Origin of the sequence: Streptomyces yaizuensis (genome assembly GCF_034961445.1) — a bacterium.
GTDB classification, from domain to species: Bacteria; Actinomycetota; Actinomycetes; order Streptomycetales; family Streptomycetaceae; genus Streptomyces; species Streptomyces yaizuensis.
In genome coordinates this window covers 287,484-314,120 of record NZ_BSBI01000002.1, presented here as the reverse complement: position 1 = coordinate 314,120, position 26,637 = coordinate 287,484, and the positions used below count along the sequence as shown (strand labels likewise).

General features: G+C 72.8%; 20 protein-coding genes and 1 tRNA gene. 5 read left to right on the top strand and 16 right to left on the bottom strand.

The features are described from left to right. Positions 1 to 60 precede the first annotated feature (60 nt). Positions 61 to 1,404 carry a vWA domain-containing protein gene (locus SYYSPA8_RS05225; RefSeq protein ID WP_323445756.1) on the top strand — a complete coding sequence of 448 codons (1,344 nt, stop codon included), beginning with the start codon at positions 61 to 63 and terminating at the stop codon, positions 1,402 to 1,404. A gap of 106 nt (positions 1,405 to 1,510) precedes the next feature. After that, on the top strand, positions 1,511 to 2,980 hold the full coding sequence (locus SYYSPA8_RS05220; RefSeq protein ID WP_323445755.1) for an FHA domain-containing protein: 1,470 nt from the start codon (positions 1,511 to 1,513) through the stop codon (positions 2,978 to 2,980). 80 nt (positions 2,981 to 3,060) lie between these two features. Here SYYSPA8_RS05220 and SYYSPA8_RS05215 read toward each other — a convergent pair whose 3' ends face one another. Next, positions 3,061 to 4,086 carry a methyltransferase domain-containing protein gene (locus SYYSPA8_RS05215; protein ID WP_323445754.1) on the bottom strand — a complete coding sequence of 342 codons (1,026 nt, stop codon included), beginning with the start codon at positions 4,084 to 4,086 and terminating at the stop codon, positions 3,061 to 3,063. A gap of 154 nt (positions 4,087 to 4,240) precedes the next feature. Here SYYSPA8_RS05215 and SYYSPA8_RS05210 point away from each other — a divergent pair, with 154 nt between their 5' ends. Beyond that, positions 4,241 to 4,645 carry a globin gene (locus tag SYYSPA8_RS05210; protein WP_323445753.1) on the top strand — a complete coding sequence of 135 codons (405 nt, stop codon included), beginning with the start codon at positions 4,241 to 4,243 and terminating at the stop codon, positions 4,643 to 4,645. Between the two features lie 16 nt (positions 4,646 to 4,661). Here SYYSPA8_RS05210 and solA read toward each other — a convergent pair whose 3' ends face one another. From solA to SYYSPA8_RS05170, 8 genes are all read right to left on the bottom strand, one after another. Further along, on the bottom strand, positions 4,662 to 5,816 hold the full coding sequence (gene solA / locus SYYSPA8_RS05205; RefSeq protein ID WP_323445752.1) for an N-methyl-L-tryptophan oxidase: 1,155 nt from the start codon (positions 5,814 to 5,816) through the stop codon (positions 4,662 to 4,664). Positions 5,817 to 5,924: 108 nt separating this feature from the next. Further along, on the bottom strand, positions 5,925 to 6,629 hold the full coding sequence (locus tag SYYSPA8_RS05200) for a hypothetical protein (RefSeq protein ID WP_323445751.1): 705 nt from the start codon (positions 6,627 to 6,629) through the stop codon (positions 5,925 to 5,927). Continuing rightward, complete coding sequence (locus SYYSPA8_RS05195; protein ID WP_323445750.1) at positions 6,626 to 7,075, bottom strand: acyl-CoA thioesterase; 450 nt, start codon at positions 7,073 to 7,075, stop codon at positions 6,626 to 6,628. The genes SYYSPA8_RS05200 and SYYSPA8_RS05195 overlap by 4 nt, the downstream gene beginning before the upstream one ends. 20 nt (positions 7,076 to 7,095) lie before the next feature. Further along, positions 7,096 to 8,760 carry an energy-dependent translational throttle protein EttA gene (gene ettA, locus SYYSPA8_RS05190; RefSeq protein ID WP_323445749.1) on the bottom strand — a complete coding sequence of 555 codons (1,665 nt, stop codon included), beginning with the start codon at positions 8,758 to 8,760 and terminating at the stop codon, positions 7,096 to 7,098. A gap of 124 nt (positions 8,761 to 8,884) precedes the next feature. Next, on the bottom strand, positions 8,885 to 10,684 hold the full coding sequence (locus tag SYYSPA8_RS05185) for a thioester domain-containing protein (RefSeq protein WP_323445748.1): 1,800 nt from the start codon (positions 10,682 to 10,684) through the stop codon (positions 8,885 to 8,887). A 444-nt stretch (positions 10,685 to 11,128) separates the two neighbouring features. Further along, positions 11,129 to 11,863, bottom strand: a complete 735-nt coding sequence (locus SYYSPA8_RS05180) for a single-stranded DNA-binding protein (protein ID WP_407705901.1) — start codon at positions 11,861 to 11,863, stop codon at positions 11,129 to 11,131. A 220-nt stretch (positions 11,864 to 12,083) separates the two neighbouring features. After that, a complete protein-coding gene (locus SYYSPA8_RS05175; protein WP_323445747.1) occupies positions 12,084 to 13,973 on the bottom strand; it encodes a YfjP family GTPase in 1,890 nt (629 codons plus the stop codon). Then, a complete protein-coding gene (locus SYYSPA8_RS05170) occupies positions 13,970 to 15,583 on the bottom strand; it encodes a dynamin family protein (RefSeq protein WP_323446308.1) in 1,614 nt (537 codons plus the stop codon). The genes SYYSPA8_RS05175 and SYYSPA8_RS05170 overlap by 4 nt, the downstream gene beginning before the upstream one ends. A gap of 308 nt (positions 15,584 to 15,891) precedes the next feature. Between SYYSPA8_RS05170 and SYYSPA8_RS05165 the strand changes: the two genes are divergently transcribed. Then, a tRNA-Arg gene (locus tag SYYSPA8_RS05165) sits at positions 15,892 to 15,964 on the top strand. A gap of 502 nt (positions 15,965 to 16,466) precedes the next feature. After that, positions 16,467 to 17,681, top strand: a complete 1,215-nt coding sequence (locus SYYSPA8_RS05160) for a right-handed parallel beta-helix repeat-containing protein (RefSeq protein ID WP_323445746.1) — start codon at positions 16,467 to 16,469, stop codon at positions 17,679 to 17,681. Between the two features lie 97 nt (positions 17,682 to 17,778). On the opposite strand, the gene SYYSPA8_RS05155 is transcribed toward SYYSPA8_RS05160, so the two are convergent. The 7 genes from SYYSPA8_RS05155 to SYYSPA8_RS05125 all read right to left on the bottom strand — a co-directional run bounded on the left by SYYSPA8_RS05155 (position 17,779) and on the right by SYYSPA8_RS05125 (position 26,497). Continuing rightward, positions 17,779 to 18,525, bottom strand: coding sequence for a phosphotransferase family protein (locus SYYSPA8_RS05155; RefSeq protein ID WP_323445745.1), 747 nt, complete (start codon positions 18,523 to 18,525; stop codon positions 17,779 to 17,781). 46 nt (positions 18,526 to 18,571) lie between these two features. After that, complete coding sequence (gene nshR, locus SYYSPA8_RS05150; protein WP_323445744.1) at positions 18,572 to 19,378, bottom strand: NshR/TsnR family 23S rRNA methyltransferase; 807 nt, start codon at positions 19,376 to 19,378, stop codon at positions 18,572 to 18,574. Between the two features lie 178 nt (positions 19,379 to 19,556). Next, on the bottom strand, positions 19,557 to 20,849 hold the full coding sequence (locus tag SYYSPA8_RS05145; RefSeq protein ID WP_323445743.1) for a hypothetical protein: 1,293 nt from the start codon (positions 20,847 to 20,849) through the stop codon (positions 19,557 to 19,559). Beyond that, a complete protein-coding gene (locus tag SYYSPA8_RS05140) occupies positions 20,846 to 23,692 on the bottom strand; it encodes a TIR domain-containing protein (RefSeq protein ID WP_323445742.1) in 2,847 nt (948 codons plus the stop codon). Before SYYSPA8_RS05140 ends, SYYSPA8_RS05145 begins: the two co-directional genes overlap by 4 nt. 220 nt (positions 23,693 to 23,912) lie before the next feature. Beyond that, on the bottom strand, positions 23,913 to 24,272 hold the full coding sequence (locus SYYSPA8_RS05135; RefSeq protein WP_407705900.1) for a hypothetical protein: 360 nt from the start codon (positions 24,270 to 24,272) through the stop codon (positions 23,913 to 23,915). 167 nt (positions 24,273 to 24,439) lie between these two features. After that, a complete protein-coding gene (locus tag SYYSPA8_RS05130; protein ID WP_323445741.1) occupies positions 24,440 to 25,282 on the bottom strand; it encodes a nucleotidyltransferase domain-containing protein in 843 nt (280 codons plus the stop codon). Between the two features lie 156 nt (positions 25,283 to 25,438). Continuing rightward, positions 25,439 to 26,497: an NAD(P)-dependent alcohol dehydrogenase gene (locus SYYSPA8_RS05125; RefSeq protein WP_323445740.1), complete on the bottom strand. Its 1,059-nt coding sequence runs from the start codon at positions 26,495 to 26,497 to the stop codon at positions 25,439 to 25,441. Between the last annotated feature and the right edge of the window lie 140 nt (positions 26,498 to 26,637).

Genomic DNA, 26,637 nt, shown 5'->3' with positions numbered 1-26,637 from the left:
CCCGCTCCGGTGTCCGGGCCATCCCGCGTGGAGCCCTCAAGGCCGCAAGGAGTCCATCAGATGGCCAATTTCGCCAAGTCGCAGGTGCCGCGGTTCTCCGTCGAGGTGTACCAGAACGAGTACCTCCCCGAGGGCGGACGCGAGGTGAACGCGATCGTCACCGTCACCTCCACCGGCGGCGGCACCAGCGGCCGGACCCCGGTCCCGGGGTCCGCGCCGGGTACCGCTCCCGGCGCCGCCGTGGTGATCATGGTGGACTGTTCCGGTTCCATGGACTACCCGGCGGCCAAGATGCACAACGCCCGGGAGGCGACCGCCGCCGCGATCGACACCCTGCGCGACGGCGTCGAGTTCGCGGTGACGGCCGGCACCCACCGGGCCACCGAGGTCTACCCGGGCGGCGGGCGGCTCGCCACCGCCGACGCCACCACCCGGGCCCAGGCGAAGGACTCGCTGCGCCGGCTCACCGCCTCCGGCGGGACCGCGATCGGTACCTGGCTCGGTCTCGCCGACCGGCTGCTCGCCACCGCGCACGGCGACATCCGCCACGGCATCCTCCTCACCGACGGGCGCAACGAGCACGAGAGCCCCGACGCGCTGCGCGCCGCCCTCGCCTCGGTCGCGGGACGGTTCACGTGCGACGCCCGCGGGGTCGGCACCGACTGGGAGGTCAAGGAGGTCACCCAGATCGCCTCGGCGCTGCTCGGGACCGCCGACATCGTCGCCGATCCGGCCCAGCTCGCCGCCGACTTCACCGGGATGATGGAGAAGGTGATGGGCAAGGGCGTCGCGGATGTGGCGCTGCGGCTGTGGACCCCGGTGGGCGTGGAGATCCAGTTCGTGAAGCAGGTGGCCCCGACGGTCGAGGACCTGACGGCCCGGCGCACCGAAGCGGGCCCCCGGGCCGGTGACTATCCGACCGGTTCGTGGGGTGACGAGTCGCGGGACTACCACGTGTGTGTACGGGTGCCGGAGGCCGGCATCGGGCAGGAGATGCTGGCCGCCCGCGCGTCGCTGATCATCCCGGCGCCGGACGGCGGGACCCCGGAGGCGGTGCTGTCGCAGGGGCTGGTCCGGGCGGTCTGGACGGACGACCTGGCGGCGTCGACCACGCTCGATCCGCAGGTGGCGCACTACACCGGGCAGGCCGAGCTGGCCCAGGCGATCCAGCTCGGTCTTGACGCCCGCAAGCTGGGGGACTTCGACGGGGCGACGGCCCGTCTCGGCCGTGCGGTGCAGCTCGCGGCGGCCTCCGGGAACGCGGACACTGCGAAACTCCTTTCGAAGGTGGTGGACGTGGTGGACGCGGCGACAGGTACTGTGCGACTGAAGGCCAAGGTCGCCGAGGCCGACGAGATGACCCTCGAAACCCGCTCCACGAAGACGGTGCGCGTGAAGAGGTAGTCCCGCCGGTTTCCCGGTTCCCGGGCCGTGTGAGCAGTGCCGTACGCGCGACGACGAGAGACAGAAACGGCCCTTTGGCCGGACGAGGAGAGGGGGAAGCGCCTCCATGCCGACCTGCCCGAACGGACACCAGTCGGGAGCCGACGACTGGTGCGAGGTCTGTGGCCACCGCATGGCCGGTCCCGGCGCTCCGACCGGTGCCGTACCGCCGCCGCCGCCGCCCCCGCCGCCCGGCTACGGGTACGGGGCCCCCGGGGGCGATCCGCACGCCACCGCGCAGGCGGAGCTGTGTCCCCAGTGCCGTACGCCGAGGGAGGCGATGGCGCCGTTCTGCGAGGAGTGCCGCTACAACTTCCTGACGCGGAAGGCCACCTCGTACACGCCCATCGCGCCGGCTCCGCAGCCGCCGGCTCCGGTGCTGACCCCGCCGCCGGGCTACTCCGGGCGGCAGCCGGGGCCCCCGCCGGTCGTCCCGGGTGGGCCCGGCGGTCCGGGCGGGCACCAGGGTGGCTTCGGCGGTCCCGGTGGTCCCGGCACCGGTCCGGGCGGCCCCGGCGGCCCCGGTGGACTCACTACTCACGCTGGTCCCGGTGACCCCAACGGCCCCGGTGGCGCCGATCCGTTCGGCTACCACGGCTCCCGTCCCTCGCAGCTCAACCGGCCCGCCGAGGTGCTCGGCGACGGCCCGGGACACGGACCTGGACACGGACCTGGACACGGGCCGGGACACGGCGCCGGTCCAGGACACCGGTCGGGTCCGGGCGCGGGCCCCGGTGGCGGCCCCGGTGGCAGCCCGGGTGGCGGCATCGGCCCGGGCGGCAGTGGCTTCCCGCCGCCGGGACCGACCTCGCCGTTCCCCGCGGGCCCCGGGCAGCCGGGACAGCACGACCGGCACGGACATCCGGGCCACCCCGGATCGCAGGGCCCGCCGCCCCCGCCCGGTCCGCAGGGCGGCATGCCGTCGGCGTTCCAGCCGGGTCCGGGCCAGGGCCCGGCCGCGCCGCCGCAGCGGCAGCCCGCCGAGGACGACTGGATGCTGCCGCCGCCCTCGCAGTCCTCGTCACCGTTCCCGCAGGGTCCGGGGCAGGGCGACGGCCCGGCGGCGGACGGGCACCGGGACCACGGTTCCGCGCCCGGCCAGCACCAGTCGCCGCCGTCGTACCAGTCCCCGGGCTCCTGGACGGCCGTGATCGGCCCGGACCGCGAGTACTTCCTGGCGATGATGCAGCGCAGCGGCCCCGACGCGAGTGGGCTCAATCTGCCCGCGTACGCCCCTGAGCAGCACCTCCAGCTCACCGGCAGCCAGGTGACCATCGGCCGCCGCCGGCAGTCCACGGGCGAGGCGCCCGACATCGACCTGTCGGTGCCGCCGGAGGACCCGGGCGTCTCGCACAAGCACGCCGTGCTGGTGCAGCAGCCCGACGGCGGCTGGGCGGTCGTCGACCAGAACTCCACCAACGGCACCACGATCAACGGTGGCGAGGAACCGATCCAGCCCTATGTGCCGGTGCCGCTGAGCGACGGCGACCGGGTGCACGTCGGCGCCTGGACGACGATCACCGTCCACCGGGACTGAGCACCGAGGGGGACCGGAGCCGGCCGGGGCCGTGAACCTGGCGGAAGCAGGAGTCGGCCTGAACCAGGAGCCGGCCGGGGTCAGAAACCGGCCGGTGGTGTCCGGATACCGTCCTCCTCCGGGTCGTCCTGGACCCCGAGGGGCCATACGTAGGGCCCCTCGGGATCGTCCAGCCAGGCCCACTGGCGGCGCCCCCGCACGGTGACCCCGAAACGGTCCCGGCGCGGGCGGCGCTCCCGTCGCCAGAGCGACAGCGCCTCCTGCGGATCGAGCCCGTCCGAGGTCAGGGCCAGCAGGAAGCGGAAGAGGTCGTTCTCCAGGGCGCGGCGGGGCAGCGGCCCCCGGCGCGGCTCCGGTACGGCCGCCCCGCCCCGCAGCGGCACGAAGTAGGCCGGGGTCGGCAGGAAGCGCCCCTCCGCCCCCGGGCCGCCGGGCCCCTCGCGCACCCGCAGCAGGATCAGCCCGGTGGAGAGCGGGGCGAGGATCAGCGCGCCCGGCCGACACTGCGGCAGCCATGCGAACGGGATCGACGGCAGGGTGCACGTCGCGATGATCCGGTCGAAGGGCGCCCGCGCCGGGCAGCCGCGCGCACCGTCCCCGGTGACCACGGTGGGCCGGAAGCCCGCCGCGGCCAGATGCGCCCGCGCCGAGTCGGTGATCTCGGGCTCCATGTCGACGGTGGTGACCCGGTCGTCGCCGAGCCGGTGGCAGAGCAGGGCCGCGTTGTACCCGCTGCCGGTGCCGATCTCCAGCACGGTGTCCCCGTACCGCACCTGGAGTTCCCTGAGCATCAGGGCCATCAGCGAGGGCTGGCTGCTGGAGGAGATCAGCTCACCGTCGCGGACCCGGGTGGCCAGCGGCCCGTCGTAGTACGCGCCCCGCAGCCAGCGCTCGCGCCGCACGGGGTCGGGGTCCTCGCACCAGAGCCGTTCGTAGCGGGCGCCGTGCGGGACGAAGTAGTACGGGACGAACAGATGCCGGGGCACCTCCTCGAAGGCGAGCCGCCAGGAGGGGTCCGTGAGCGCGCCGGACGCCGCTATCAGCCGCACCATGGCCCCGCGCGCCTCGGTGGCGGGCTCGGCGTACCGCTCCAGGTGCGTACCCATGCCTCCACTCTCCTGCGCGGCGGGCCCGGAGGCGAGCACCCCGGCCATCCCCGGCCATCCCCGGGCCGTCTCCGGCCACCCCGAGGACGGGTGGCCGGGGCAGGGGGGTCCTAGGGCCCAGGTCCTCGTCCTTCCCGTCTGAGACCATGGACAGGTGAATGAGATCCGGCGCGGCAGCCTTGAGGAGCAGACCTTCTACGAGCAGGTGGGCGGGGAGGAGACGTTCCGCCGTCTGGTGCACCGCTTTTACCAGGGAGTCGCGGGGGATCCGGAGCTGCGGGCCATGTACCCGGAGGAGGACCTGGGCCCCGCCGAGGAGCGGTTCGCGCTCTTCCTGATCCAGTACTGGGGCGGCCCCCGCACCTACAGCGAGGAACGCGGCCATCCCCGGCTGCGGATGCGGCACGCCCCCTTCCAGGTCGACCGGGCGGCGCACGACGCCTGGCTGCGGCACATGCGCGACGCCGTCGACGAGCTGGAACTCTCCCCCGACCACGAGCGTCAGCTGTGGGACTACCTGGTCTACGCCGCCGCCTCGATGGTGAACACCCCGGGCTGACCCACCCCGCACGGGCTCAGGCGGGCGGGCTCGCGAACCGGGCGGGGTCGAAGAGGGCGACCGGGTGGCGGGTGGTGCCGTCCAGGGCGAGATCGGCCAGGATCTCCCCCACCACGGTGACGAACTTGAATCCGTGCCCCGAGAATCCGCACGCCACGGTGGCGTGCCCGGGGTGGGCGGGGTGCCGGGCGATCACGAAGTGCTCGTCGGGTGTGGTCGAGTACATGCAGGTGACGGCCTTGATCAGAGCCCCGGGGAGGGTCGGCAGACAGCTGTCGAGCCGCGCGGCCATGGCCCGTACCTCGTGGTCGTGGACCGTGCGGTCGATCGTCTCCGGGGTGCAGGGGGCGCCGTGCTCCCGGAAGAAGGCGACCTTGGCGCCGCCGCCGGGGCCGTCGATGGCGGGGAAGCCGTAGATCTGGCTCCCGGCGGCGTCCTCCCAGATGTAGACGGGGTGCCGGTCCGGCGCGTACGAGCCAGTGCCGCCGCGTGGCTGGAACCAGTACATGATCTGCCGCTCGATCCGGACCGGTACGCCGATGTCGGCGAGCAGCCGGGGCGCCCAGGCGCCGGGGCAGACGACCAGGTGACCGGCGGTGTAGGTGTCGTCGGGGGTGTGGACCCGTACGCCGTCCCGGTACGGCTCCCAGCGGATCACCGGCTCCTCGAAGCGCAGGTCCGCGCCGTGCCGGGTGGCGAGCTGGAGATGGGCGGCGACGGTCCGCTCGGGGCGGAGCAGCCCGGCGCGGGCCTCGTAGAGGCCGACCTCGCCGTCGGCGGGGGTGAGGGTGGGGAATCGGCGGCGCAGTTCGCGGGCGTCCAGCAGCTCGTACGGCAGGCCCCACCGCTCGGCGGAGCGCAGCGCTCCGGCCACGGTGCGGGAGTCGGGCGGGCCGGCCATGACCCCGCCGCAGTACAGGGCGATCCGGCGGCCGGTGTCCCGTTCCAGCCGCTCGTACAGTTCGTAGGCGCGCAGCAGCAGCGGTACGTAGGCGGGGTCCTCGAAGTAGGACTGGCGGGTGATCCGGGAGCCGCCATGGCTGGAACCATGGGGGTGTACGGGGCCGAATTTCTCCAGGCCGAGCACCCGGGCGCCCCGGGCGGCGAGATGGGCGGCGGCGGCGCTGCCCATGCCGCCGAGTCCGAGCACGATCACGTCATGGGCGGGCACGGCCGCTCCCCTCACCGCTCGACTCGTCCGGATCACCGCGGATCCACAGGCCCATCATGCCCAACGTGCCGCGTTCCACGGCACGTTGGGACGGGACCCGGGGCGATGTCAGTGCCGGTGCGGCCGGGTCGGGGTGACGCTCAGCGCGCCGAGGCCGGTCTCGCGCAGGGCGATGGAGCCGAACGGGGTGCGCAGCCGCAGCCAGGGCCCGCTGGCGAGCAGGGCCGCCGGGACCCCGGGCCGCAGGAAGCCCAGCGACTGGGCGGCGTGCACGGCCCGCAGGGGCAGCGGGGTGTCCCCGAGGCCCCTGGACCAGATCTCCCGGCCGATACGGTCCCGCTCGGCGCGGGTCCGCCGCTCCTCGGGAAGTTGCTCGTCGCGGGCGCGGAACTCGGCGACGGCCGCCCCGACCTCCGCCCGCATCCGGTCGGCGTCGGGCAGGCCCGGGAGGTCGCGCCAGCCGCCCCGGGGCGGCAGCACCCCGGCCCACGGCGGTCCGGTGACCGGCCCGGGGACGGTGAACTCCGCGGCGCCGATCCCGTCGGGTCCGCCGATCCCGTCGAGGAGTTCCCCCGCGGAGACGGTGGCGTCGAGCCGGACCGGCCGGCCCAGGCGCGCGGTCCGGATCGCCAGCACCTCGAAGGAGGGCGGGCGGCCGAAGACGGCGAGCCGAGGCAGCGGCCCGTCGGGGCCGCCGGCCTGGAGCCGGACCACGGCGGCCCGGTCGTAGTGGAGCAGCCGGGCGAGGAAAGCGGAGAGATCCTCCGCCTCCCTCGCGTCGGCGCAGTGCACTTGCTGCACGGGCACGCTCATCCGACGAGCGCGTCCTCGTCCACGGTGGGCTGCTCGGGCAGATACCGCTGGAGGTGGGCCTTCTCCTCCGGGGTGATCCGCCGGGGCCGCCCGGCCGCCAGGTCGTAGGGCACGACGACGGTCGAGGCCCGCACATACACCAGGTCGGAGCCCTCGGCCTCCTTCACCTCGTAGGCGATGGTGAGGGAGGCCGACCGGATCCGGGTCACCCAGGACTCGACGACCACCGGCTCGTGCCGGTGGACCAGCGGCCGCAGATAGTCGATCTCGTGGCGGGCCACGACGGAGCCGCCCGAGAACGACGGGGAGCCGTCGGCGGGCCGCAGCCGGAACATGAAGTCGATCCGGGCCTCTTCCAGATACCGCAGGAAGACCACGTTGTTGACGTGCCCGAAGGCGTCCATGTCCGACCAGCGGAGCGGACAGTGGTAGATGTGCCGGGCCATGGGTGACTCTCCGCCCCTCATCAGCCCCGGGTGAGCTTCTTGTAGGTGGCGCGGTGCGGACGGGCCGCGTCCGGGCCGAGCCGCTCGATCTTGTTCTTCTCGTACGCCTCGAAGTTGCCCTCGAACCAGAACCACTTGGAGTCGCCCTCGTAGGCGAGGATGTGGGTGGCGACCCGGTCCAGGAACCAGCGGTCGTGGGAGACGACCACCGCGGCGCCGGGGAACTCCAGCAGGGCGTTCTCCAGCGAGGAGAGCGTCTCGACGTCGAGGTCGTTGGTGGGCTCGTCGAGCAGGAGGAGGTTGCCGCCCTGCTTGAGGGTGAGCGCCAGGTTCAGCCGGTTGCGCTCACCGCCGGAGAGCACGCCCGCGGGCTTCTGCTGGTCCGGGCCCTTGAAGCCGAACGCGGAGACATACGCGCGGGACGGCATCTCGACCTGGCCGACGTTGATGTAGTCCAGCTCGTCGGAGACGACGGCCCACAGCGACTTCTTCGGGTCGATGTTGGCGCGGCTCTGGTCGACGTAGGAGATCTTGACGGTCTCCCCGACCTTGATGGATCCGGCGTCGGGCTGCTCAAGCCCCTGGATCATCTTGAACAGCGTGGTCTTGCCGGCGCCGTTGGGGCCGATGACACCGACGATGCCATTGCGCGGCAGGGTGAAGCTGAGGTCGTCGATGAGCAGCTTGTCGCCGAAGCCCTTGGAGAGGTTCTCGACCTCGACCACGATGCTGCCCAGCCGCGGGCCCGGCGGGATCTGGATCTCCTCGAAGTCCAGCTTCCGCATCTTGTCGGCCTCGGCCGCCATCTCCTCGTAGCGGGCCAGTCGCGCCTTCGACTTGGCCTGCCGCCCCTTGGCGTTGGAGCGGACCCACTCCAGCTCTTCCTTGAGCCGCTTGGCGCGCTTGGCGTCCTTCTGGCCCTCGACCTTCAGACGGGCCTGCTTGGACTCCAGGTAGGTGGAGTAGTTGCCCTCGTAGCCGATGGCCCGGCCGCGGTCCAGCTCCAGGATCCAGCCGGCGACGTTGTCGAGGAAGTACCGGTCGTGGGTGATGGCGACGACGGTGCCGGGGTACTTGGCGAGGTGCGACTCCAGCCACTGGACGGACTCGGCGTCCAGGTGGTTGGTGGGCTCGTCGAGGAGGAGCAGGTCGGGGGCCTCCAGCAGCAGCTTGCAGAGGGCGACCCGGCGCTTCTCACCACCGGAGAGGTTGGTGACGGGCCAGTCCCCGGGGGGGCAGCCCAGCGCGTCCATGGCCTGCTCCAGCTGGGCGTCGAGGTCCCAGGCGTTGGCGTGGTCCAGCTCCTCCTGGAGCTTGCCCATCTCCTCCAGGAGCGCGTCGGAGTAGTCCGTCGCCATCTGCTCGGCGATCTCGTTGAACCGGTCCAGCTTGCCCTTGATCCCGGCCACGCCGTCCTGGACGTTCTCCAGCACCGTCTTGGACTCGTCGAGCGGCGGCTCCTGGAGCAGGATGCCGACCGTGTACCCCGGCGACAGGAAGGCATCGCCGTTGGACGGCTGCTCCAGACCGGCCATGATCTTCAGAACGGTGGACTTACCGGCGCCGTTCGGGCCGACCACACCGATCTTCGCGCCGGGCAGGAAGCTCAGCGTCACGTCATCGAGGATGACCTTGTCGCCGTGCGCCTTGCGCGTCTTGCGCATCGTGTAGATGTACTCAGCCAAGAGAAACCGTCCGGCAGCTAAGTGGGTGGGCAGAGATACACCCCATCTTGCCGTACGTCCATCCCCCGACGGAAACCGGTCAGGACGCACCGGACCCGTCCGGTCACCGTGCGCCGCCGCCCGGTCACTCCCCTGCCGGGTTCCTCCGCCGCAGGACGAAGAGGACGACACCGCCGACCACGATCAGCACGGCCGCCCCGCCGGCTATCAGCGGAGTGATACCGGAGCCGCCGGTGGCGGCCAGATCGCCGTCGGAGACCCCGGCCACCGCCTCCTCCCCGGTGTCACCGGCCGGCAGCGGGGCGCTGCGGGACACGGGCGTCTGCGACATCCCGGACGCCGACGCCACGGGCGCCGGAGCCGCGACCCCGGCGGTACGGCAGTCCAGGACACCCCGGAAGCTCTTCCGGAAGTCCTCCACGCTGTCGCCACCGCCCGAGGCCGGGTCGGGGGTGCCGTCAGAGGTGCCGTCGGGGGTGCCGTCGGCAGCGACGGGGCTGTCGGAGTCGTCGGCGGCGCTCTGTGTGCCGTCGGCGTCCCCGGGGCCGCCGCTGTCCCTGCCTCCGGAGGTGCTGCGGGCCGCCCGTCCTGTGCTCCGGGTGTCGCCGGTGCCGTCGCCGGCGTGAGCCTTCACCCGGTCCCGGGTGCCGCCGGTGGCGGGGGCGGTGGCTGTGGCTCCGTCGGCGCGCTTGCCCCGGTCATCGCCGGAGTCCGCCGCACCGCCGGAGTCCCGGGCGTCCCGGGGTGCGGTGGAGCCGTCGCCCGCCGGGGCGGGGGTGCGTGCCGGGCCCTCGGCGCTCCCGGCCCGGCCGGTGACCACCACGTCGTACGGCTGGTCCTCCGTGACCGGGACCGTGACCGTCCTGCTGCCCCGTGCCGCGACCGTGTACGCGGCTCCGCCGACCTCGACGGTGAACGGGGCGTCCCCGGGGTTGGCGGCGGTGACGTCGACCCCGCGCGTGACGCAGTTGTGCCGCGCGGACAGCGCCGGAACCACACCCTCGGCCGCCCAGACCACCTTGGTCTGCGCGGACACGGTGGACTCGCTGGAGTGCGCGAGGATCTGGGCCTGACTCCCGGCGGCGGAGGTGAACGCCCGTCCCACCGGGACCGGGGTGGCGGTCTGGGCGACCAGGGCGGCGGTGCCGTCCGGGGCGCCCTCGGGTATGTGGACGTACACCTTGGCCCCGTCGGTCACGGTCCCGACGGGCTTCCCGGCGGCGTCGGTGACCTTCACCCCGCCGGCGGCGGCGCCCGGCGCCGGGGCCACGGAGACCCGCTCCGCGTCGGTGCGCACGGTCACCGGTCCGATCCGCCGGCCGGGCTTCCCCGAGATCACGGCGGGCTCCAGGCCGAGCGACACCCCCGGCTCGCCGACCTGCCGGGCCCGCCGCTCCAGCCAGTCGGCCAGCTTCTCGGCGGCGGGGTCGAGCGCCTGCACGTCCGCGCCGTCCGAGTACCGCCAGATGGCGACCTGGGTACCGGCCGCCGCCGTCCGCTGGGTGAGCGGCCCGGTGCCCGCCTCCTTCGCGAGCCGGGCGAGGTCGTCGATCTGCGGGAAGGAGTGCCGGAGGATCCAGCGGATCTTCCCGGCGTTGCGATGGGAGGCGAGCGAGGTCTGCCGCCCGGGGGTCTCCTGGTACTTCGCCTGCTCCCGGGCGGGGTTGTGGAGGTCGATGCCGTAGGTCTTGAGCCGGCCGCCGCCGTCGACGGTCATCTCGAAGAGACCGGCGGGGAGGGAGTGGCTGCGGCCCTTGGTCCGCAGGACGGCCCCGTCGAAGGTCTTCAGCCCGTCGAGGGTGGCCGTCGCCCCGCCCGGCCTGCGGACGCCGTCACCGGAGGCCGCCACGGGGTCGGCCGCGGCCGGCAGCACGCCCGCCAGGAGCAGACCCGCCGTCAGCGCCACGGCCGTCAAAGGACGCACGCCACCACGAGCGGCACCACCGGCGGACCCCCGGCCCGTCCCGGCGCCACGCCATCCGGAGCCAAGCCATCCGGCACGACGCCACGCGGTACCGCGGCACCCGTGCCCGGCCGGCGCGGAGAAGTTCGCAGACACTGAATTCCCTCCAGGCGGGGTGGTATTCGCAGCGGACGCGTGCGGGCATGCACGGAGTGCACTTGCGGATACCGCGCGTTCATGTGTGACGCAGGGGATATGTGCCGCACCGGCGGACTCAAGTGACCCGTGAATACTGGGGAATCCTAGAGACGCCCATGAGCCCCAACCGGCCGTCCTACCGTCGGACAACCATTCCGAATCAGAATCGTTATCGCCCACGACCGGGACATCGCGGCCCCACTCCCCCGGTCGACACATCTCCACGGCCCTCCCGGGGGAGCCGTGGGCGGGCGGCCGGCACCCCCGTCAGAAGGGCGGCTCCACCGCGCGGGATCCCCCGTCCGACCCCTCCGCCGCGTGTCCCGGAAAGGCTCCCCCGGCCGCTCCCGGACCCGGCACCGCACCCGACTCCGCCATCGGCTCCAGCGGACCGCCCGCCCTGAAGTCCACCGCTGCGGCCAGGGACTTCACCGGCGCCTCGGGCTCCGCGCCGGGGAGCCCTCCCGCCCTCGGCGGCCAGGCCCCGGCCTCGACGGACGGGCCCTGGGCGCGGTCCGCCACGGTGTCCGGCGGGTGGTCGGCCGCGTGGCCCGGCGGGTGGTCGACCGGGCGGCCGGGCAGCTGGTCCACCGACTGCGGCCCGGACTTGGGCGCCCTGCGGAACGCCGCCGTCCCCCGGGTCAGGTCATGGCCCACGGACACCGCCTCGACCTCCACGGAAGTCCTCCGCCGCACCCAGGACTGATCCGCCTCGCCGCCCTCGCGCTGTCCCTCGCCGTCCCCCTCCCGCACCCTCAACCGCCCGTGCACCAGGAGCGGCTCCCCCACCGCCACGGAACCGGCCAGATTCCTGGCGAGATTCCGCCAGGCGAAGACCGTGTAAAAGCTGGTGTTTCCATCCGTCCAGGTCTCGCGCCGCCGATCCCAGCGGCGCGGTGTCACCGCCAGCCGGAATCTCGCCATACCGCCCGTCGCCGTCTCCCGGAACTCCACCTGCGTGGCGGCATTGCCCACCAGGGTCACCATGGGGTCGCTGTGCACGGCAGTCGCCTCCCGTCCGCTCCGGCCGGCACGGTGCCGACCGGTCTCCATGCTGGAACGGGCCGGGCATGTCCGCCGGGCCCTGTGGACAGCCGCCGGACTGTGCACAACTCCGTCACCCCCCAGGGGGATCCGTCACGGCAGAGGGACCCGTCAGGGCTCCAGCCGCCTTCCCCCACCAGGGCCTCACCAAGGCCTCACCAGAGCCTCACCACGGGCCTCACCGCCGCCTCGGCCGGGACCCGGCCGCCCCCGGCCGCCGCCGTCCCGCCCGCCCCACGAGCGTCGTGGTCACCCCGCGCCCCGCGACCGTGGCGTAGCGCTCCCGTACCTCCCGGTACCGCATCAGCTCCCCGGCGACCGGATCGAGCACCCGGGCCCGGCCGCATCCGGCGGCCGCCTCCCGCAGCCGCCGCCGCGCGTCCTGCCCGTACCGCCGCGCGGGCCCGCGTACCGCCGCCATGCACGCCCACTCCACCAGCGGACCGCCCACGATCCCGGCCGTCATCAGCAGCACCGGCACCAGCAGGCCCGGCGGGAGGACCCCGATGATCTGCCCGGCCAGCCAGAGCCCCCCGTACACCTGGAGGAGGGTCATGGACATCTGCGCCAGCACCGCCGCCGGCCACCAGGCGGGCCGCAGCGGCCGTTTGCCCGTCGTGGCCGCCTCCCGGGCGGCCAGCTCGTCCAGCGCCTCCGGCAGCCCCTCCGCGCCCCGCGCGGCCGCCTCGCGGACCGCCTGCGCCCAGGCCGGGGGCAGCCCGGCCGCCGCCTCGTCCGCGACCGTGCGCACCGCCTGCTCCACCCGCTGCCGCGCGGTCGGCTCCTCCTCCGCCGGTGCGGTGGTCGTCGCGTCCCCGCCGCCCGGCGTCCGTACCCGTTCGTACCAGCGCCACAGCCGCAGCCACGGCGTCCCGCAGGCCCGAATGGCGTGTCTGCGCCACTCGCGTTCGGCCGCCTCGCCCGCAGCGCCCGCGCCGACGGCCTCGGCGAGGCGGGCGGCGAAGTCCTCCCGGGACCGTTCGTCCAGCCCGGTGCGGCCCTGGGAGACGTACTCCGGACGCAGTCCTTCCGCCGCCGCGTCGACATCGGCGGCCAGCCTGCGCGCGGCGGCGGTCCGCCCCCGGACGAAGTGCCCCAGCACCTCCCGCAGCTCGCCGACCCCCTCCCCGGTGAGCGCCGACAGCGCGAGCACGGCCGCCCCCGGTTCGCCGTGCTCCCCGAGCGCCATGCCGTCGTCGTCCAGGAGCCTGCGCAGATCGTCCAGAACCTGGTCGGCGGCCTCACCGGACAGCCGGTCGACCTGGTTGAGCACGACGAACGTGACCTCCGCGTGGCCCGCCAGCGGCCGCAGATACCGCTCGTGCAGGGCCGCGTCGGCGTACTTCTCCGGATCGACGACCCAGATCACCGCGTCCACCAGACCGAGCACCCGGTCGACCTGTTCGCGGTGGCGCACCAGCGCGGAGTCGTGGTCGGGCAGATCCACCAGGACCAGCCCGGAGAGCGCGTCCTCGCCGCCGGCGAGCGGCCGGCGGCGCAGCCGTGGCGGGATGGCGAGCCGGTCGAGGAGTCCGGCCTCCCCCTCCGACCAACTGCACGCGATGGGCGCGGACGTGGTGGGCCGGCGCAGTCCGGTCTCGGAGAGCGGCACCTGCGCGAGGGCGTTGAAGAGGGTGGATTTGCCGCTTCCGGTCGCTCCGGCGATGGCCACGACGGTGTGGCGGGCGGAGAGCCGCTGACGTGCGGACGCCTCGTCGAGCACCCGGCGGGCCTCGGTGAGGGTGTCGCTCTCCAGCCGGGTGCGGGAGAGTCCGACGAGTTCGCGCAGGGCGTCGAGGCGGGTGCGGAGGGGGCCGGCGTAGGTGTCGCCGAAGGAGACCGGTTCCTCGCCGGTGAACACCAGCTCCGGTTCCCCCGGTGCACCGGGTTCACCGGGGGGCTGCGCCCGGCGGACGGGCCGTTCCTCGCCGCCGCGCGCGCGGCGGGCGATCAGACCGTCGTCCCAGCGGACGGCGCCGGCCCTCCTTACCCCGTTGTCGCCCGCCGTACTCCCTCGTCGCCCGTCCGTATTTCCGGTGCTCCCGGTGCCGGCGGCCATGGCGCTCATCTCACTTTCTGGAGTACGGACAGCGCGGCGATCAGCTCGGCCTGCGGCTCCGGGGAGACATCCAGGGCGTCGAGGGGGGCGAGCCGGCGGTCGCGTTCGCCGCCGAGTACGCCTTCGATGCAGCCGCTGGTCAGCTCGCCGCCCCGGTCGCGCAGCCGCAGCGCGCCCTGTGCCCCGATCCGTTCGGCCAGCCGCTCGCCGGCGCCCCGGGCCCGCCGGCCGCCCAGCAGCACGGCGGCGACCAGGGCCGCCGCCGTCTCGGGGTCGGGGGCGGCGCTCAGCTCGGGGCCGCGGACCTCGTCCTCCGCGAGTTCCTCCAGTTCACGGCGCCAGCGGCGGACGGCGATACCGATCCGTTCGGGTGCCTCGGGGTCGAGCCGCCCGGCCACGGCGAGGGCGGCGGCCCCCGGTTCCCGCCGCCAGGCGTCGTACACCTGCTCGTCGGCGGCGGCGACGGCGCACTGCACCAGCGCGCACAGGCTGCCCGCGAGCGAGTCCAGCACCTCCCCGGCGGAGCTGTCGCGGGGGAAGCCGCGCCAGCGCGTCCGGGCGTCCCCGGCGAGCACCGCCCCGGCGGCCAGCTGCCGGGTGAGCCGCGCGTGCTCGGCCTCGTACGCGTCCTCCACCACGCCCATCAGCCGGACGGTGGCCGCGTACTGCCCGGCGACGGCGGAGGCCAGCTCGGGCATCCGGGCCCGGAGCGAGTCGATCACCCCGGTGGCCGTACGCCCGAGCGCCTGCTGCCGGGCGGCGGGGTCCCGCACCCGGTGGGCGAGCCAGTCGGACAGCGGCGCGACGGCGGTGGTGGGCAGCAGCCCCGTGCCGCCGCCCGCCGACTCGGGCAGCTCGGGAATCGTGAACCGGGGCACCTCCCCCAGCCCCGCCTTGGTCAGGAGCGCCGCGTACTGCCGGGAGACGTCCGCGATCACCTGGTGGGGCACCCGGTCGAGAACGATGACGAGGGTCGCGTCGTACTCCTTCGCGGTCCGCAGCAGATGCCAGGGGACGGCGTCGGCGTACCGGGACGCCGTGGTCACCATCACCCAGACGTCGGCGGCGCAGATCAGCTCCGCGGCGAGCAGCCGGTTCTCCACCACCAGCGAGTCGATGTCGGGGGCGTCGAGCAGCGCGAGCCCGCGCGGGAGGGAGGACGCCCTCTCGATCCGTAGCCGATTACCCCCTTCGGGGGTGTTTTCCCCGGGCCCGCCGCCACCGCCGGGTTCCGGTTCGTCGTCCTGGCGGGGCAGCCAGACCCGGGTGAGATGGGGCAGGACCCGCATCCCCTCGAACCAGTGCACGTCGTCGGGGTGGCAGACGAGCACGGGCACCCGCGTGGTCGGCCGCAGCACCCCCGCCTCGCTGACCCGTCGTCCCACCAGCGAATTCACCAGCGTGGACTTCCCCGCCCCGGTGGACCCGCCGACGACGGCGAGCAGCGGAGCCCCGGGGTCGCGCAGCCGGGGCAGCAGATAGTCGTCCAGCTGCGCGAGCAGTTCCACCCGCGTCTGCCGGGCCCGGGGCGTGCCCGGCAGCGACAGGGGCAGACGCACGGCGGCGACACGGTCGCGCAGGGCGGTTAGTGCGTCGATCAGCTGAGGCCGTGCATCCAAGGTCACCACATGCGAAGAATGCCCAATTTCGTCGGCTTTTTGAAGCGTATGGGTCCCCCTGCGCGCCGGTCAGACACTCGGGACAGAGGGGACGAGTGGGGCGCAGGCATAACGACTGCACAACACCCGGCACCGGAGACGCGAAAAGCGCTGCGGGAATCGCACCTGCCTGCGATTATCGGTTCGCTTCACTGAACCTCCACATCGTGCCACGGAGGTGAAGCAACCGGGGCAAGGCGCTCGGAGCCCTATCCTTGACCCCGGCAAGGCCACGGACCCACGGGCTCCGGGCACCATGGCCGCCATCGGCCCCCGTAGCTCAGTGGATAGAGCAGGCGCCTTCTAAGCGCTTGGCCGCAGGTTCGAGTCCTGCCGGGGGCGCTCTCCTCCTCAACCTGGGGAAACACGCTCCGACGGCCCGTGAGGGCATCGTCGGCACGGCGCCGGGCCAAGCGCCTGAAGGCCGGAGCCCTGCCCAGCGGGTCCGTGATCGGCGCCCCCGGCAAGGGGACCCCGCCGGAGCCACGAAGGCGGGCAGCACCAGAGCCCCGAAGATCCCTCTCCGCGCCCATGCCCGGAGCGCCGGGGATCCGATTCATGCTCAGCGGTCACGGCCGCATCAGTGATTCAGTCAACCTTGCCTCGCCTTAGGTCATTCTTTGCCGCTTCATAGCCTTCGGAGGGTTTTCGCTTGACCCTGTGCGACAGACGGGGCCATCCGTCCCGTGGCAACCCTCAAGGGCGCACGCCCGGCCCGCGAGTCCGGTGAGCAACTCCGGTGAGCAACTCCGGTGAGCAACTCCATGGCAGAAGGAGTCTCGACATGATCCGCTTTCCCAGGGCGCTTTCCTCACGATTGTTCGCAACGGCGGGAGCAGCCGCCTTGTTCAGTGCGCTGACGCCCGTACCGGCGGCGCACGCCGCGCACCTCACCTGCGGCCAGACGGTCACGACCAGTGTCGTTCTCCATGCGGATCTGACCAACTGTCCCGGTGACGGTCTGGTCGTCGGCAGCGGCGGCATCACCATCGATCTCAACGGGCACACCGTCGACGGCGTCGGTCTGGGCGTGGGGATCCGCAACAACGGGTTCGGGAACGCCACCATCACCAACAGCGGCAGCACTCCCGCCCGCGTACAGCAATTCGACTACGGCGTACGACTCAACACCAGCACATCGGGCAATATCGTAGAAAAACTCACCGTTCAGAACAACGAATTCTCCGGCATCGAACTCAACAGCGCCCACAGCAACAACCGTTTACGCAACAACATCATCGACCGGCAGGCGCACCGGGGGATCACGATCACCGGCGGATCGGGCGGCAATGTGATCACCGACAACACGATCACCAGTAATCAAGGCGGCGGCATTTTCGTTCAGCAATCCGCCGGCAACCGCCTCGAAGGGAACCGGATCACCGGCAGCGGAGGCGTCGGCCTGGCCCTGGAGGGCGCCAGCGGCAACACCCTGCTGACCAACACCGTCGGCAACAGCAGCGACGGCGCGATCACCCTGCGGCTCGGCTCGAACAACAACCTCGTCCAGGGCAACGCGTCCACGCAGAGCGCGGACGCCGGACTGATCGTCGCCGATTCCACCGGGAACCGTCTGCTCTCCAACACGCTCCAGGGCAGCGGCGACAGCGGGATCGTCCTCCAGTCGTCCCACGGCAGCACGATCACCGGCAACGACGTCAGCCGGAACACCGGCGGCATCGAGCTGAGCGGCTCCAACAACAACCTGATCCAGTCCAACATCGCGAACAACACCACCGGGGACGGGATCAGTCTGGGGCTCTCCCTCAACAACAACGTGCAGGACAACCAGGCCAACCAGAACGGCTCGCGGGGCATCCACGTGGTCGGGGACGCCGCCCCCGGGGCCGGCAACCAGCTCGTCCGCAACACCACCAACGCCAACCAGGGCGACGGCATCTTCGTCTCCAAGGCCGCTCACACCGTCCAGGGCAACACCGCCCGTTCCAATAAGAGCTGGGGCATTTCCGTCGACCCGGGCAACGCCGACGGCGGGGGCAACCGGGCCGGCGGCAACGGTCAAAGCGGTCAGTGCATGCGGGTCGTCTGCACCCCCTGAGATCTTGTGACCGAACGCGCCGGAGAGGAGCCGCCCGTGCCGCGCGGAGCCGCCGGCGCCCGGCAGACACGCGTCACGGAGCGAACAGCGGCCGTGTTCACATCCGGGATCTCAGCACGTCGACCTCGCAGCCCGGCGCGGACGGGTCGAAGCCGTGCTCGATCAGCCAGCGAACCGCCAGCAGGCTGCGCAACGACCACCACGCGTGGATCACATCGAGGTCGACGTCGGCGCCATAGCCGGCGAGGACCTCGCCGAGGTGCTCCTCGTGTCCGAGGGTGAAGGTGGCGAGGTCGTACAGGGCGTCGCCCCGGCCCGCCTCGGACCAGTCGATGATGCCGGTGGCCTCGTCCCCGTCGACGAAGACGTGCGCGATCTGGAGGTCGCCGTGCGTGAACGCCGGAGTCCACGGCCGGAGCGCGGCCTCGGCGACCTGCCGGTTGCGGGTGACCAGGTCGGCGGGGAGGACGCCGTTCGCCACGAGCAACGCGCACTCGGCGTCGAGTTCCGCCGCCAGCGCGCCGCCGCTCCGGCCCGCCCTGCCGGGCCGGGGCGGCAGCGGCGCGTCGTGCAGCTTCCGGATGGCCGCGCCCGCCGCGGCCCACGCCGCCGGCGACCCGGTCGACGGCCCGCCGAGGCGCCCGAGCGCCGTCCCCGGGAGTGCGGCGATCGCGAGCACGGGCGGCTTGCGCCACAGGACTTCCGGGGTGGGGACCGGCGCCAGGGACATCGCCTCGACCTCGGCGTCGATGCGCGCCTGATCGGCGTCCACCTTCAGGAACACATCGCCGACGCGCAGGGTCGCGCGCTCGGAATGGGCGACGACGACTTTCACTTCATCCATGGGCGACCAGTGTCCCGGGGATGATCGCCGACGTCGCCGGGTTTTATCAGGAGGCAGGGAAGTTACGGTCGATACGCTCGTGCAGGGCGATGCCGACCGAAACCGAGACATTGAGGGATTCGGTCGAGCTGATCATCGGAATCGAGACCGTGGCCGTCGCGGCGTCCTTGAATGCCTGCGAAGGGCCGCCCGTCTCACTGCCGAACAGCAGGGCCAGCCGGGTGCTCTCCCCACCGAGATCCTTCACCTTCAGCCGGCCGTCGGCCTCCAGCACCATGAGCGACATGTCATTGTCCCGGACAAAGGAGATCGCCTCCTCGCGCCCGGCGAGGACGACGGGCAGCGAGAAGACATAGCCCCGGCTGGCGCGCAGCAGCCGGCGGTCGGCGATGCTGGTGAGATCGCTGTCGACCAGGACGATTCCCGAGGCCCCGAGCGCGAGCGAGGTGCGGACGATCGCTCCGATATTGCCGACGATCTTCACGCCGTCGAGAACGACGACATCACCGTCACGGGCCGCGATATCGCTGAACCGGGCCGGGCGGGGCACCCGGGCGAGACCGAATGTCTTCGCCTTCCGCTCGCCCTTGAACAGCTGATTGACGATCGACGATTCGACCAGGCGCGTGGGGACGTTCTTCTCCGCGCACAGGGCCTGGAGTTCGGGGTCGAACGGTTCGCTGTCGCTCGCATAGACCTCGATGAACTCCACGCCCGCCCTGATGCACTGGGTGATGGGCTCGATGTCCTCGATCAACGCGGTCTTGATATTCGCCCGCGAAGGCTTGGTCACATCGATAATTCTGCGAATCGCGGGGTCGGAAATGCTCGCGATGGTATTCGACTCGGCCATGGGGTGATCCTAGCGGTTCGGATAGGCGACGAATGATCGAGGCGGTGTCCGGCCGGGGGCGTCCGGTTCGCGGACGCGCGTCGGTGGGCCACCCGCGTGGGTGGCCCACCGACGGAGTGCTCGACGCACAGCGGTACAGCGGTACAGCGACACAGGTGGGTCAGGTGGGTCAGGTGGGTCAGGCGTCGAGGGCCGACCCTGGGTCGGTGTCCGGAGGGGACGGATACCCGTTCCGTTCGTCCGGGGCGGGGGACGGCGCGTCCCAGAAGGAGAAGGGCGGCCTTCCCTGGCCGTTCGGCCCGGCTCCGGACGCGGACTCCGGCGACGGTTCGGCTGGAGCCGCCGGCGGGGCCGCGGTCGTGCTGTCGGGCGGATCGGCCGCGGGGCCTCCGTCGCTCCCGTCGTCCTCGGTCCCCGGAGTCCCTTCCTCAGCAGCCGGCTGAGGAGCGGTGTCCTGCGGATACACCCGGGCCGCCGCGTCCGGGCGACCCGCCGCAGCCATGGACCGGGCCACACGGTCCAGGAAGACGGCCCGCTCGTCGGAGCCCTCCTCAAGATCGAGTTCGTCCAGCACCTCGGAGATGGGGTCCCGGAGAGGGTCCCGCGAGGCGGAGCCGTCCGTCCCTCCTGTGAAGGGCTGCGAATCGCCTCCGTCCTCCTGGGTCACCGTGGCCCTGGGCACCAGATGCCGGAACAGTTCGGGCACCTCGGTGTCGTTCGCGGCGGCGGAGATCTGCGCGAGCGGTCCGATCATGTCCACCGCCTTCTCGATCTCGTTGTCATGCCGGGCCAGCCACCAGACCACGGCACTGCCGGTGCTGTTCAGTACCTCGCTGCCGAGATACGCCCGCTTGTTCCGCTCGTACTGCCGCTCCCGCTCCCATGCCTCCTCCGCCTTGCGGATCTCGCCGGCCCGGTCCAGACGGCTCCGGTCCTCGGGGGCGAGAGTCAGACCGATATCCGCGGCCATCACGCTGACCAGGGCGGTGTCGTCCCGCTGGGGCACACCCAGCGCACCATCGAGGAGATACCGGGTGAAGTCCACTCGCTCGGGGTGCTCCCGCAGCGTGACGGCCCGAGCCCGGCTGAGAACAGCGGCGGCGGCCACACTCTGGAGGTTGCCGTCGACGGAGCTGTACGCGACATCCATCGGACGCCACCACACGGTCGCGGAGAAGAGGAAGTCGTAGCCCTCGGAACCGCTGGGCAGCGGTACGTTCCGCATGCGCGCCTCCTGGTACGGGGGTACCGCGGGCGGCTCGGGCTCCCCGTTCGCGAAGCCCGTGCCGGGGGCGTCGGCAGAGGCGGCGCCCGCGCTCTTCCGTACCACCAGCATCAGGAGCACCCCGGCCAGAACGGTCAGCGTCACCAGGCCCCACAGTGGTGCGGGCCAGCGCAGGGGCCACGCGAGAGCGGCAGGGAACAGGCCGCAGACGAGCAGGATCAACAGGTCTTTGCTCTTCAGGTTCACAGGTCGTCTCCTCGGTACGGTGTGCCATGCCTTCTGCCGGCCGGAACGGCCCCCTGCGCTCGATCGATGCGCTGCCGCAGCCGGATGGCGACCGCGTCCCTGGCCGTACGGCGCGGCATCGTGACCGAGGAGTCCCGGGCCCAGCCGCAAGTGATCACGTACAACCGGTTGAGTACGTCGGTGCGGCCTTCGGCGGCGGCCGACAGGATGTCCGGGGCATCGCCCCAGCTTTCGTTCTCGCACGCGGCGGTGAGCCAGCTCAGTGCGGTCGGCGTCCACTCGGCGGGTGGGCGCTCCGCCATGACGGCGGCCCATGCCCGCTGCGGCAGCAGCCCCCGCGGGGCGGGTGCGCCCACCGGGTCGAGCAGGGCGAGGAGCAGCGCCAGGTTCGTCTCCCTGCGGTCCGGCCGCCGGGAGAGGAGGCGGTCGATCAGCCTCCGGTACATCCGGCGGTTTCTCCGGCCGAGCTCCAGCAGGGCCGTGCGGGCCGCCACTGTCTCCTGCCCGCCCCGGCGGACGGCGAGGTGGTGGAGCCGGACCAGTGCCTGGTCGGGGTGGGTCGCCGCCATGGTGTGGAGACAGACTCCGGCCAGTGTGTGGGCGAGATCCGGCGACAGCTGGTCCTCCCTGAGCCGTGCCCAGTCGTAGATCCGGGAGCGGAATCTCCCTCCGTACCGCTCGTGCACGAGTCCGAACTGCAAGGCGGCCGCAGCCTCCGTGTGCAGCGGACGGGGACACTTCGGATCCGTCCACCGCGTCGCGAGGTCGAGCAGATGATCCGGGTACCCGGCCGCGAGGGCCTGCTCTCCGAACCGGCTGACCAGGTTCATCCGGTCGTCGCCCGTCATGTCGCGCAGCGGGGCGCACCGCCCGGCCCAGTCCCGCAGACCGTCGCGGAGGTCGGGGAAGTTGACCCAGAAGTGGGTGCGGACCGCGGCGTCGTAGGCGAGCTTGTCGAACCCCACCCGGCCTTCGTGGTCACGGACGATGCCCAGCGACTGAAGCCGCGCGCCGAGGTCGGCGCGGCCGAGCAGCGGTGTCTCGTCCTCGGGGTGTCCCAGGGACTTCAGCAGCAGTCGGGCCGCGTGGAAGACAGCGTCCGAGGAGGCGCCGCTGAGCATGGCCGCCGCGAGCAGCAGCGCTCGCTCCTCCGCCGTCTGCCGGCTCGCGACCTTCTGGGCGACCTCACCGGTGCGGTTGGTGACCGCGTCCACCGCCTGCTGGAGCCAGTCGTCGAAGCTGCCGCCGGGCCGCCGGTCCCTGGCCTGCCGCACGAACCCCGCGAGGGCTGCCAGCTCCCGCATCGGTGCCTCGTCGAGCAGTTGCCGTGCCACCGGCCCGTTCAACTGCTCGGGCGTGAAGGCCACCTGGTCCATGCAGAGGTAGCGGCGGAGTACGGCGATGCCGCTCGGGCGCTCCAGGCGGACCACCAGAGGCACCAGTTCCGGATCGAGCAGGTGATCGAGTCCGGCGGGGAGAACGGCCGCCAGGCGCGCGCCGCCCTCCTCCGTCTTCGAGAGGTATCCGGCCAGGATCCGCTGGGCTCCGGGGTAGTCGTCCTCGGACGCCTGGGACAGATCGAGGAAGAACCGGTCCCCCGGGGACGCGTCCACCGGGCCTTCGCCCGGTTCCACGGAGAGTTCGACGAACCGGCCGCCGTCCGTCCCCTGAAGGCGGTGCAGCAGTACGGTCGCCGCGGCACGGCGCCCGATGCCGGGAGCGCCGTCGAGCAGCACCGCCGTGCCCGGGGCCGTGAGACGCGCGGTGGCCCGGCCGAATTCGCGCGGTGGGACGAACCGGTGGGAGAGCCGGATACGGTGCTCGCGGACCACACGCCGGTGGTCCGCGCCCCTCGGGGAGAACAGGCCGGACAGGCCCTCCACGTACAGACCGAAGTTGCCGCCGTTGAACTGAGGCCCGGGTCCCGTGTTGACGGGGCCCCGCGCACCGGTCACCCGTACACCGTCGGTGTCCGTCACCGGCCCTCGTCCCTGTGCCGGCGCTCGGGGCTCAGGCTCGCGCTCCCGCTCGAAGGCGCCGTCGAAGCGCTGCTCGACCGTTCCGGAGTTGTCTCCGGCCGTGTAGTTGACGCCCCTGTTGTCACCGGAGAACCGAGGAGCGTTGTACTGGTCGCCCGTGTTGTGCTGGGCGCCCGGACCGGTGTTCACCGGTCCCTGCGGCTCGCTGACGAAGGTGCCGGAGAAGTCGCCACCGACATTGCCGATACCGCCGCGCTGGCGCTGCTGGATGTCACGGGCCTGAATACGGCTCTGGATACGGCTGTCGCGCCGCTGCCCCGGGGTTTCGTCGCGGTCGCCCTCCGGCTGCCGCTCATGGCCCGCGCGTCGGTCGGAACGTCGGTCGGTGTCGACATCGTCCAGCGCGGGCACCAGCTCGGCGAGGTCGTCGGCGAGCCGGGTCAGACCGGGGTCGGGGTCACGGATGTCCAGTCGCCGGTACTGGTGGTCGGCCAGCGCCGCGAGCACCTGCGGCAGCGTCGAGGGATCGAGCCGGCCAACGCCTCCCACGAGTACGGGGATGACCAGCGCCCCGCTCTCCATCGCCTCCAGGATCTCCCGGCGGGTCCAGTCCCCGGGGTCGTCGAGCGCCCGCCCGCCGCCGGCCGTCCGGGCCTCGGTCCAGCGTGCCCCGATGACGGCGAGCAGGACACTGCTTCGGCGTACCGCGGTGATGAGTTGCTGCGGGAAGGGCCTGCCCGCGGGGATGGACTTGCCGGCACGGAAGACACGTTCGCTGCCGAAGCGCCGGGAGAGTTCACGGTCGATCATGGTGGCCTCGGCCTCCGCATCCCCTGTGCGGTAGTTGACGAAGATATCGGGCATATTCGATTCCTTTCGGGCAGAAAGAGGCATGGGAGGGTAGGGAAAGGTCGCGACGCCAGGGCGAAGCGAGCACACAGGACAGGCAGGCCGGATGGACCCGTCGAACGGACCCGGCTGTACGGCTCCTCGTTCCACGGCCTCGTGGCTCCGCGCGGCGGTGGGAGTGAAGGCGCCGGGTGCGGCTAAAGGACGTCCGCGAGGGGCGGACGGATGGGCGGGCTCAGCGGTTCGAGCCGTCCGCCCGGACACGGGAGTCGTTGAGCGCCCGCGCCAGGGCGGGTTGCAGCTTCTTCACCGCTCGGCTGGCGCGGAAGCGGGTCAGTTCCCTGGCGAGTCTGCGGATATCGACGGTCACCGTCGCGGAGGGAACCGTCGTCATGACGTCGAGCAGTTCTCCCGCGATCACGCAGGCGTGCTCGATCTCACCCGCCGCCGCGTGGGCCAGTGCCCTGCGCATGCCGTACCGGGTACGGGTACGAAGGGCATGCGGCGCGATGCGCTGACACTCCCGGTCGAGAACCTGGGCCGCCGCCCCGGGACGCCCGAGGTCGTGCAGGCACCAGCCGGTCACGATGGACACCGGGTCGGGCAGATGGGTGGTTCCGATCTGCGGGCCCGCCGCAGTCCTCGCGGAAGCAGCAGACCGGGAGCAGCCTGCTGTCCGAGCTGGCGCATCTGCTCGAACTGGGCCAGGAACGGGGCGACGCCGGCCACTCCGGTGACGGCCGACCGGCCGGGCCCGATGGCCTACAGAAGGCGGTCGATACCGTCGTACAGCGCGGACGGCACCCGGATACCCCAGCGGGCCGCGGCCTCCGCCGACAGTTCGCGGCTCCAGCGCCAGGAGGCACGCCCCGCGGCGCGGAGTTCGGGTCCGTGGGCGCGGGACGTCGTCGTGTAGCGGGCCGCGTCCGCCGGGGGCAGGTCGGATTCCAGGGCGCGGCTCGGGGTCAGCCAGTGGGCCGTGCTGCCGCGCAGCAGGCGCAGCAGTTGGAGCTGGTGGGGGGCGACGACCGTGTGGAGGAGGGCGTGGGCGCGGGCGGTCTCGCCGCGGGACTGGACTTCGGCGAACATCAGGGTCCAGTTGGCGAGTTCGTCGGTGAGGCGCTGGGCGGTGGGGGCCGGGTCCGGGGGTGGGCAGTCGGTGAGGCGGTGGGCCGCGCGGGTGAGGGCGCCGGTGCGGTCGAGGAGGACGGCGCGGTCGGGGCGGGGGAGGTGGACCGCGCCGTGCCAGTCGGCGATCTCCGCGATGCCCGGGCCCGCGGGGGCGATGTGGAACTCCCCCCGCATCAGGTCGTCGAAGACGACCGCGAGAACGCCGTACAGATTGGTGTACGCCAGCTCCAGCGGGGCGATCCGGGCGAGGAAGCCGGCGCCGTCGAAGGTGTCCGCCGCGTCGTCCCGGACGTACAGGTACGCCTCGATGTCGGAGTGGGCGTCCGCCTCGCCCACCGTCCACGAGCCGTACAACAGCACACCCGTCAGCCGGGGTTCGGCCTCCGCCTCGGCCCGCAGCCGCTCGATCCTCCTGTCCAGGAGTGGGGAGGAGGAGCTGGTCGAGGAAGGAGAGGGGGAAGGGGAATGGGGCATGGCGTGGCTCCCGCGTGGGACGAGTCGGAGGGTGACGGCACAACGGCATCACCCGGCGGCATCCGCCGGGCGGCTCTGCGTACAGCCCTCTGGCTCAGGAAACTCCCACACCCCCACCGTAGACAGCCCTTCTCCCCCGCCGCCAGCGGTTTCCGCTCAGGGGACCACGACCGCCCGGCCCAGGATCGTCCCGTCCCTCAGCCGCTGGTACGCCAGCGGCGCCTGGTCCAGGGTGAAGTTCTCCGTGAGCGTGCTGATCCGGCCCTCCCTGGCCAGGGCGAGCACGTCCAGCAGGTCCTGCCGGGTGCCCCAGTACGGCGCGGTGACGCTCACCCCGGGCCGGGTGGCCCCGAAGGCGACCGGCACGCTTCCCGTGCCGATGCCCAGCAGGGCGATGTGTCCGTCGGCGGCGGTGACGGCGGCGGCGAGGGCCGTCGTGTCGGGGGACGCGACCAGGTCGTACACCACGTCGGCGCCGAGTCCCCCGGTCAGTTCGTCCAGGGCCGCGCGGGCGTCGCCGTCGGCGGTGACGGTGTGGTGGGCGCCCGCGTGGCGGCCCAGGGCGAGGCGTTCCCCCGTGAGGTCGAGGGCGACGATCCGGGCCGGGGTCAGCGCGCGCAGGATCTGGATCGCGAGGTGGCCGAGGCCGCCGACGCCGATGACGACGGCCGTGCTGCCGGGCAGCAGTTTGTGCCGGCTGGCGTGGATGGCGTGGTACGGGGTGAGTGCCGCGTCCGTCAGCGGGGCGGCCCGTACGGGGTCGAGGCCGCCGAGGGAGACCAGGTGGCGGGCGTGGGGTACCAGCAGGTAGTCGGCGAGTGCGCCCGCCGCGCCCAGGCCGGGCGGGTGGATGCCCTGGCCGGGGGCGTACGGGCAGTAGTTCTCCCGGCCCGCGGCGCAGGCCCGGCAGCCGCCGCAGCCCCAGGCGCCGTACACGGCGACTGTGTCCCCGACGGCCGGCCAGCCCTCGCCGCCGCCGTCCCCGCCGCCCGCACCCGGGCCCAGGGCCGCGACCACGCCGGTGGCCTCGTGGCCGAGGGTGACGGGCAGCCCGAACGACAGGCTTCCCGGTTCGGCCGCCATCAGGGTGAGGTCGGAGTGGCAGATACCCGCCGCGGTGACCTTCAGCAGCACCTCGCCGGGACCGGGTACGGGGTCGGGGAGCGTGACCAGTTCGGGGCCCTTGCCCGGGGTTCGGTACTGAACGGCTCTCATGCGTCTCCTCCTGTGGGCTCCTGGACCAGCGGGTCCCGGGGGGCCGGTGGCTCGGTGGGGTCCGGCGGCCGGACTCCTGCGCTTCCGTGGGCTCCTCGCGGGTCCGGTGGACGGTCGGTCCTGGCCGCCGCCGGGCGGGC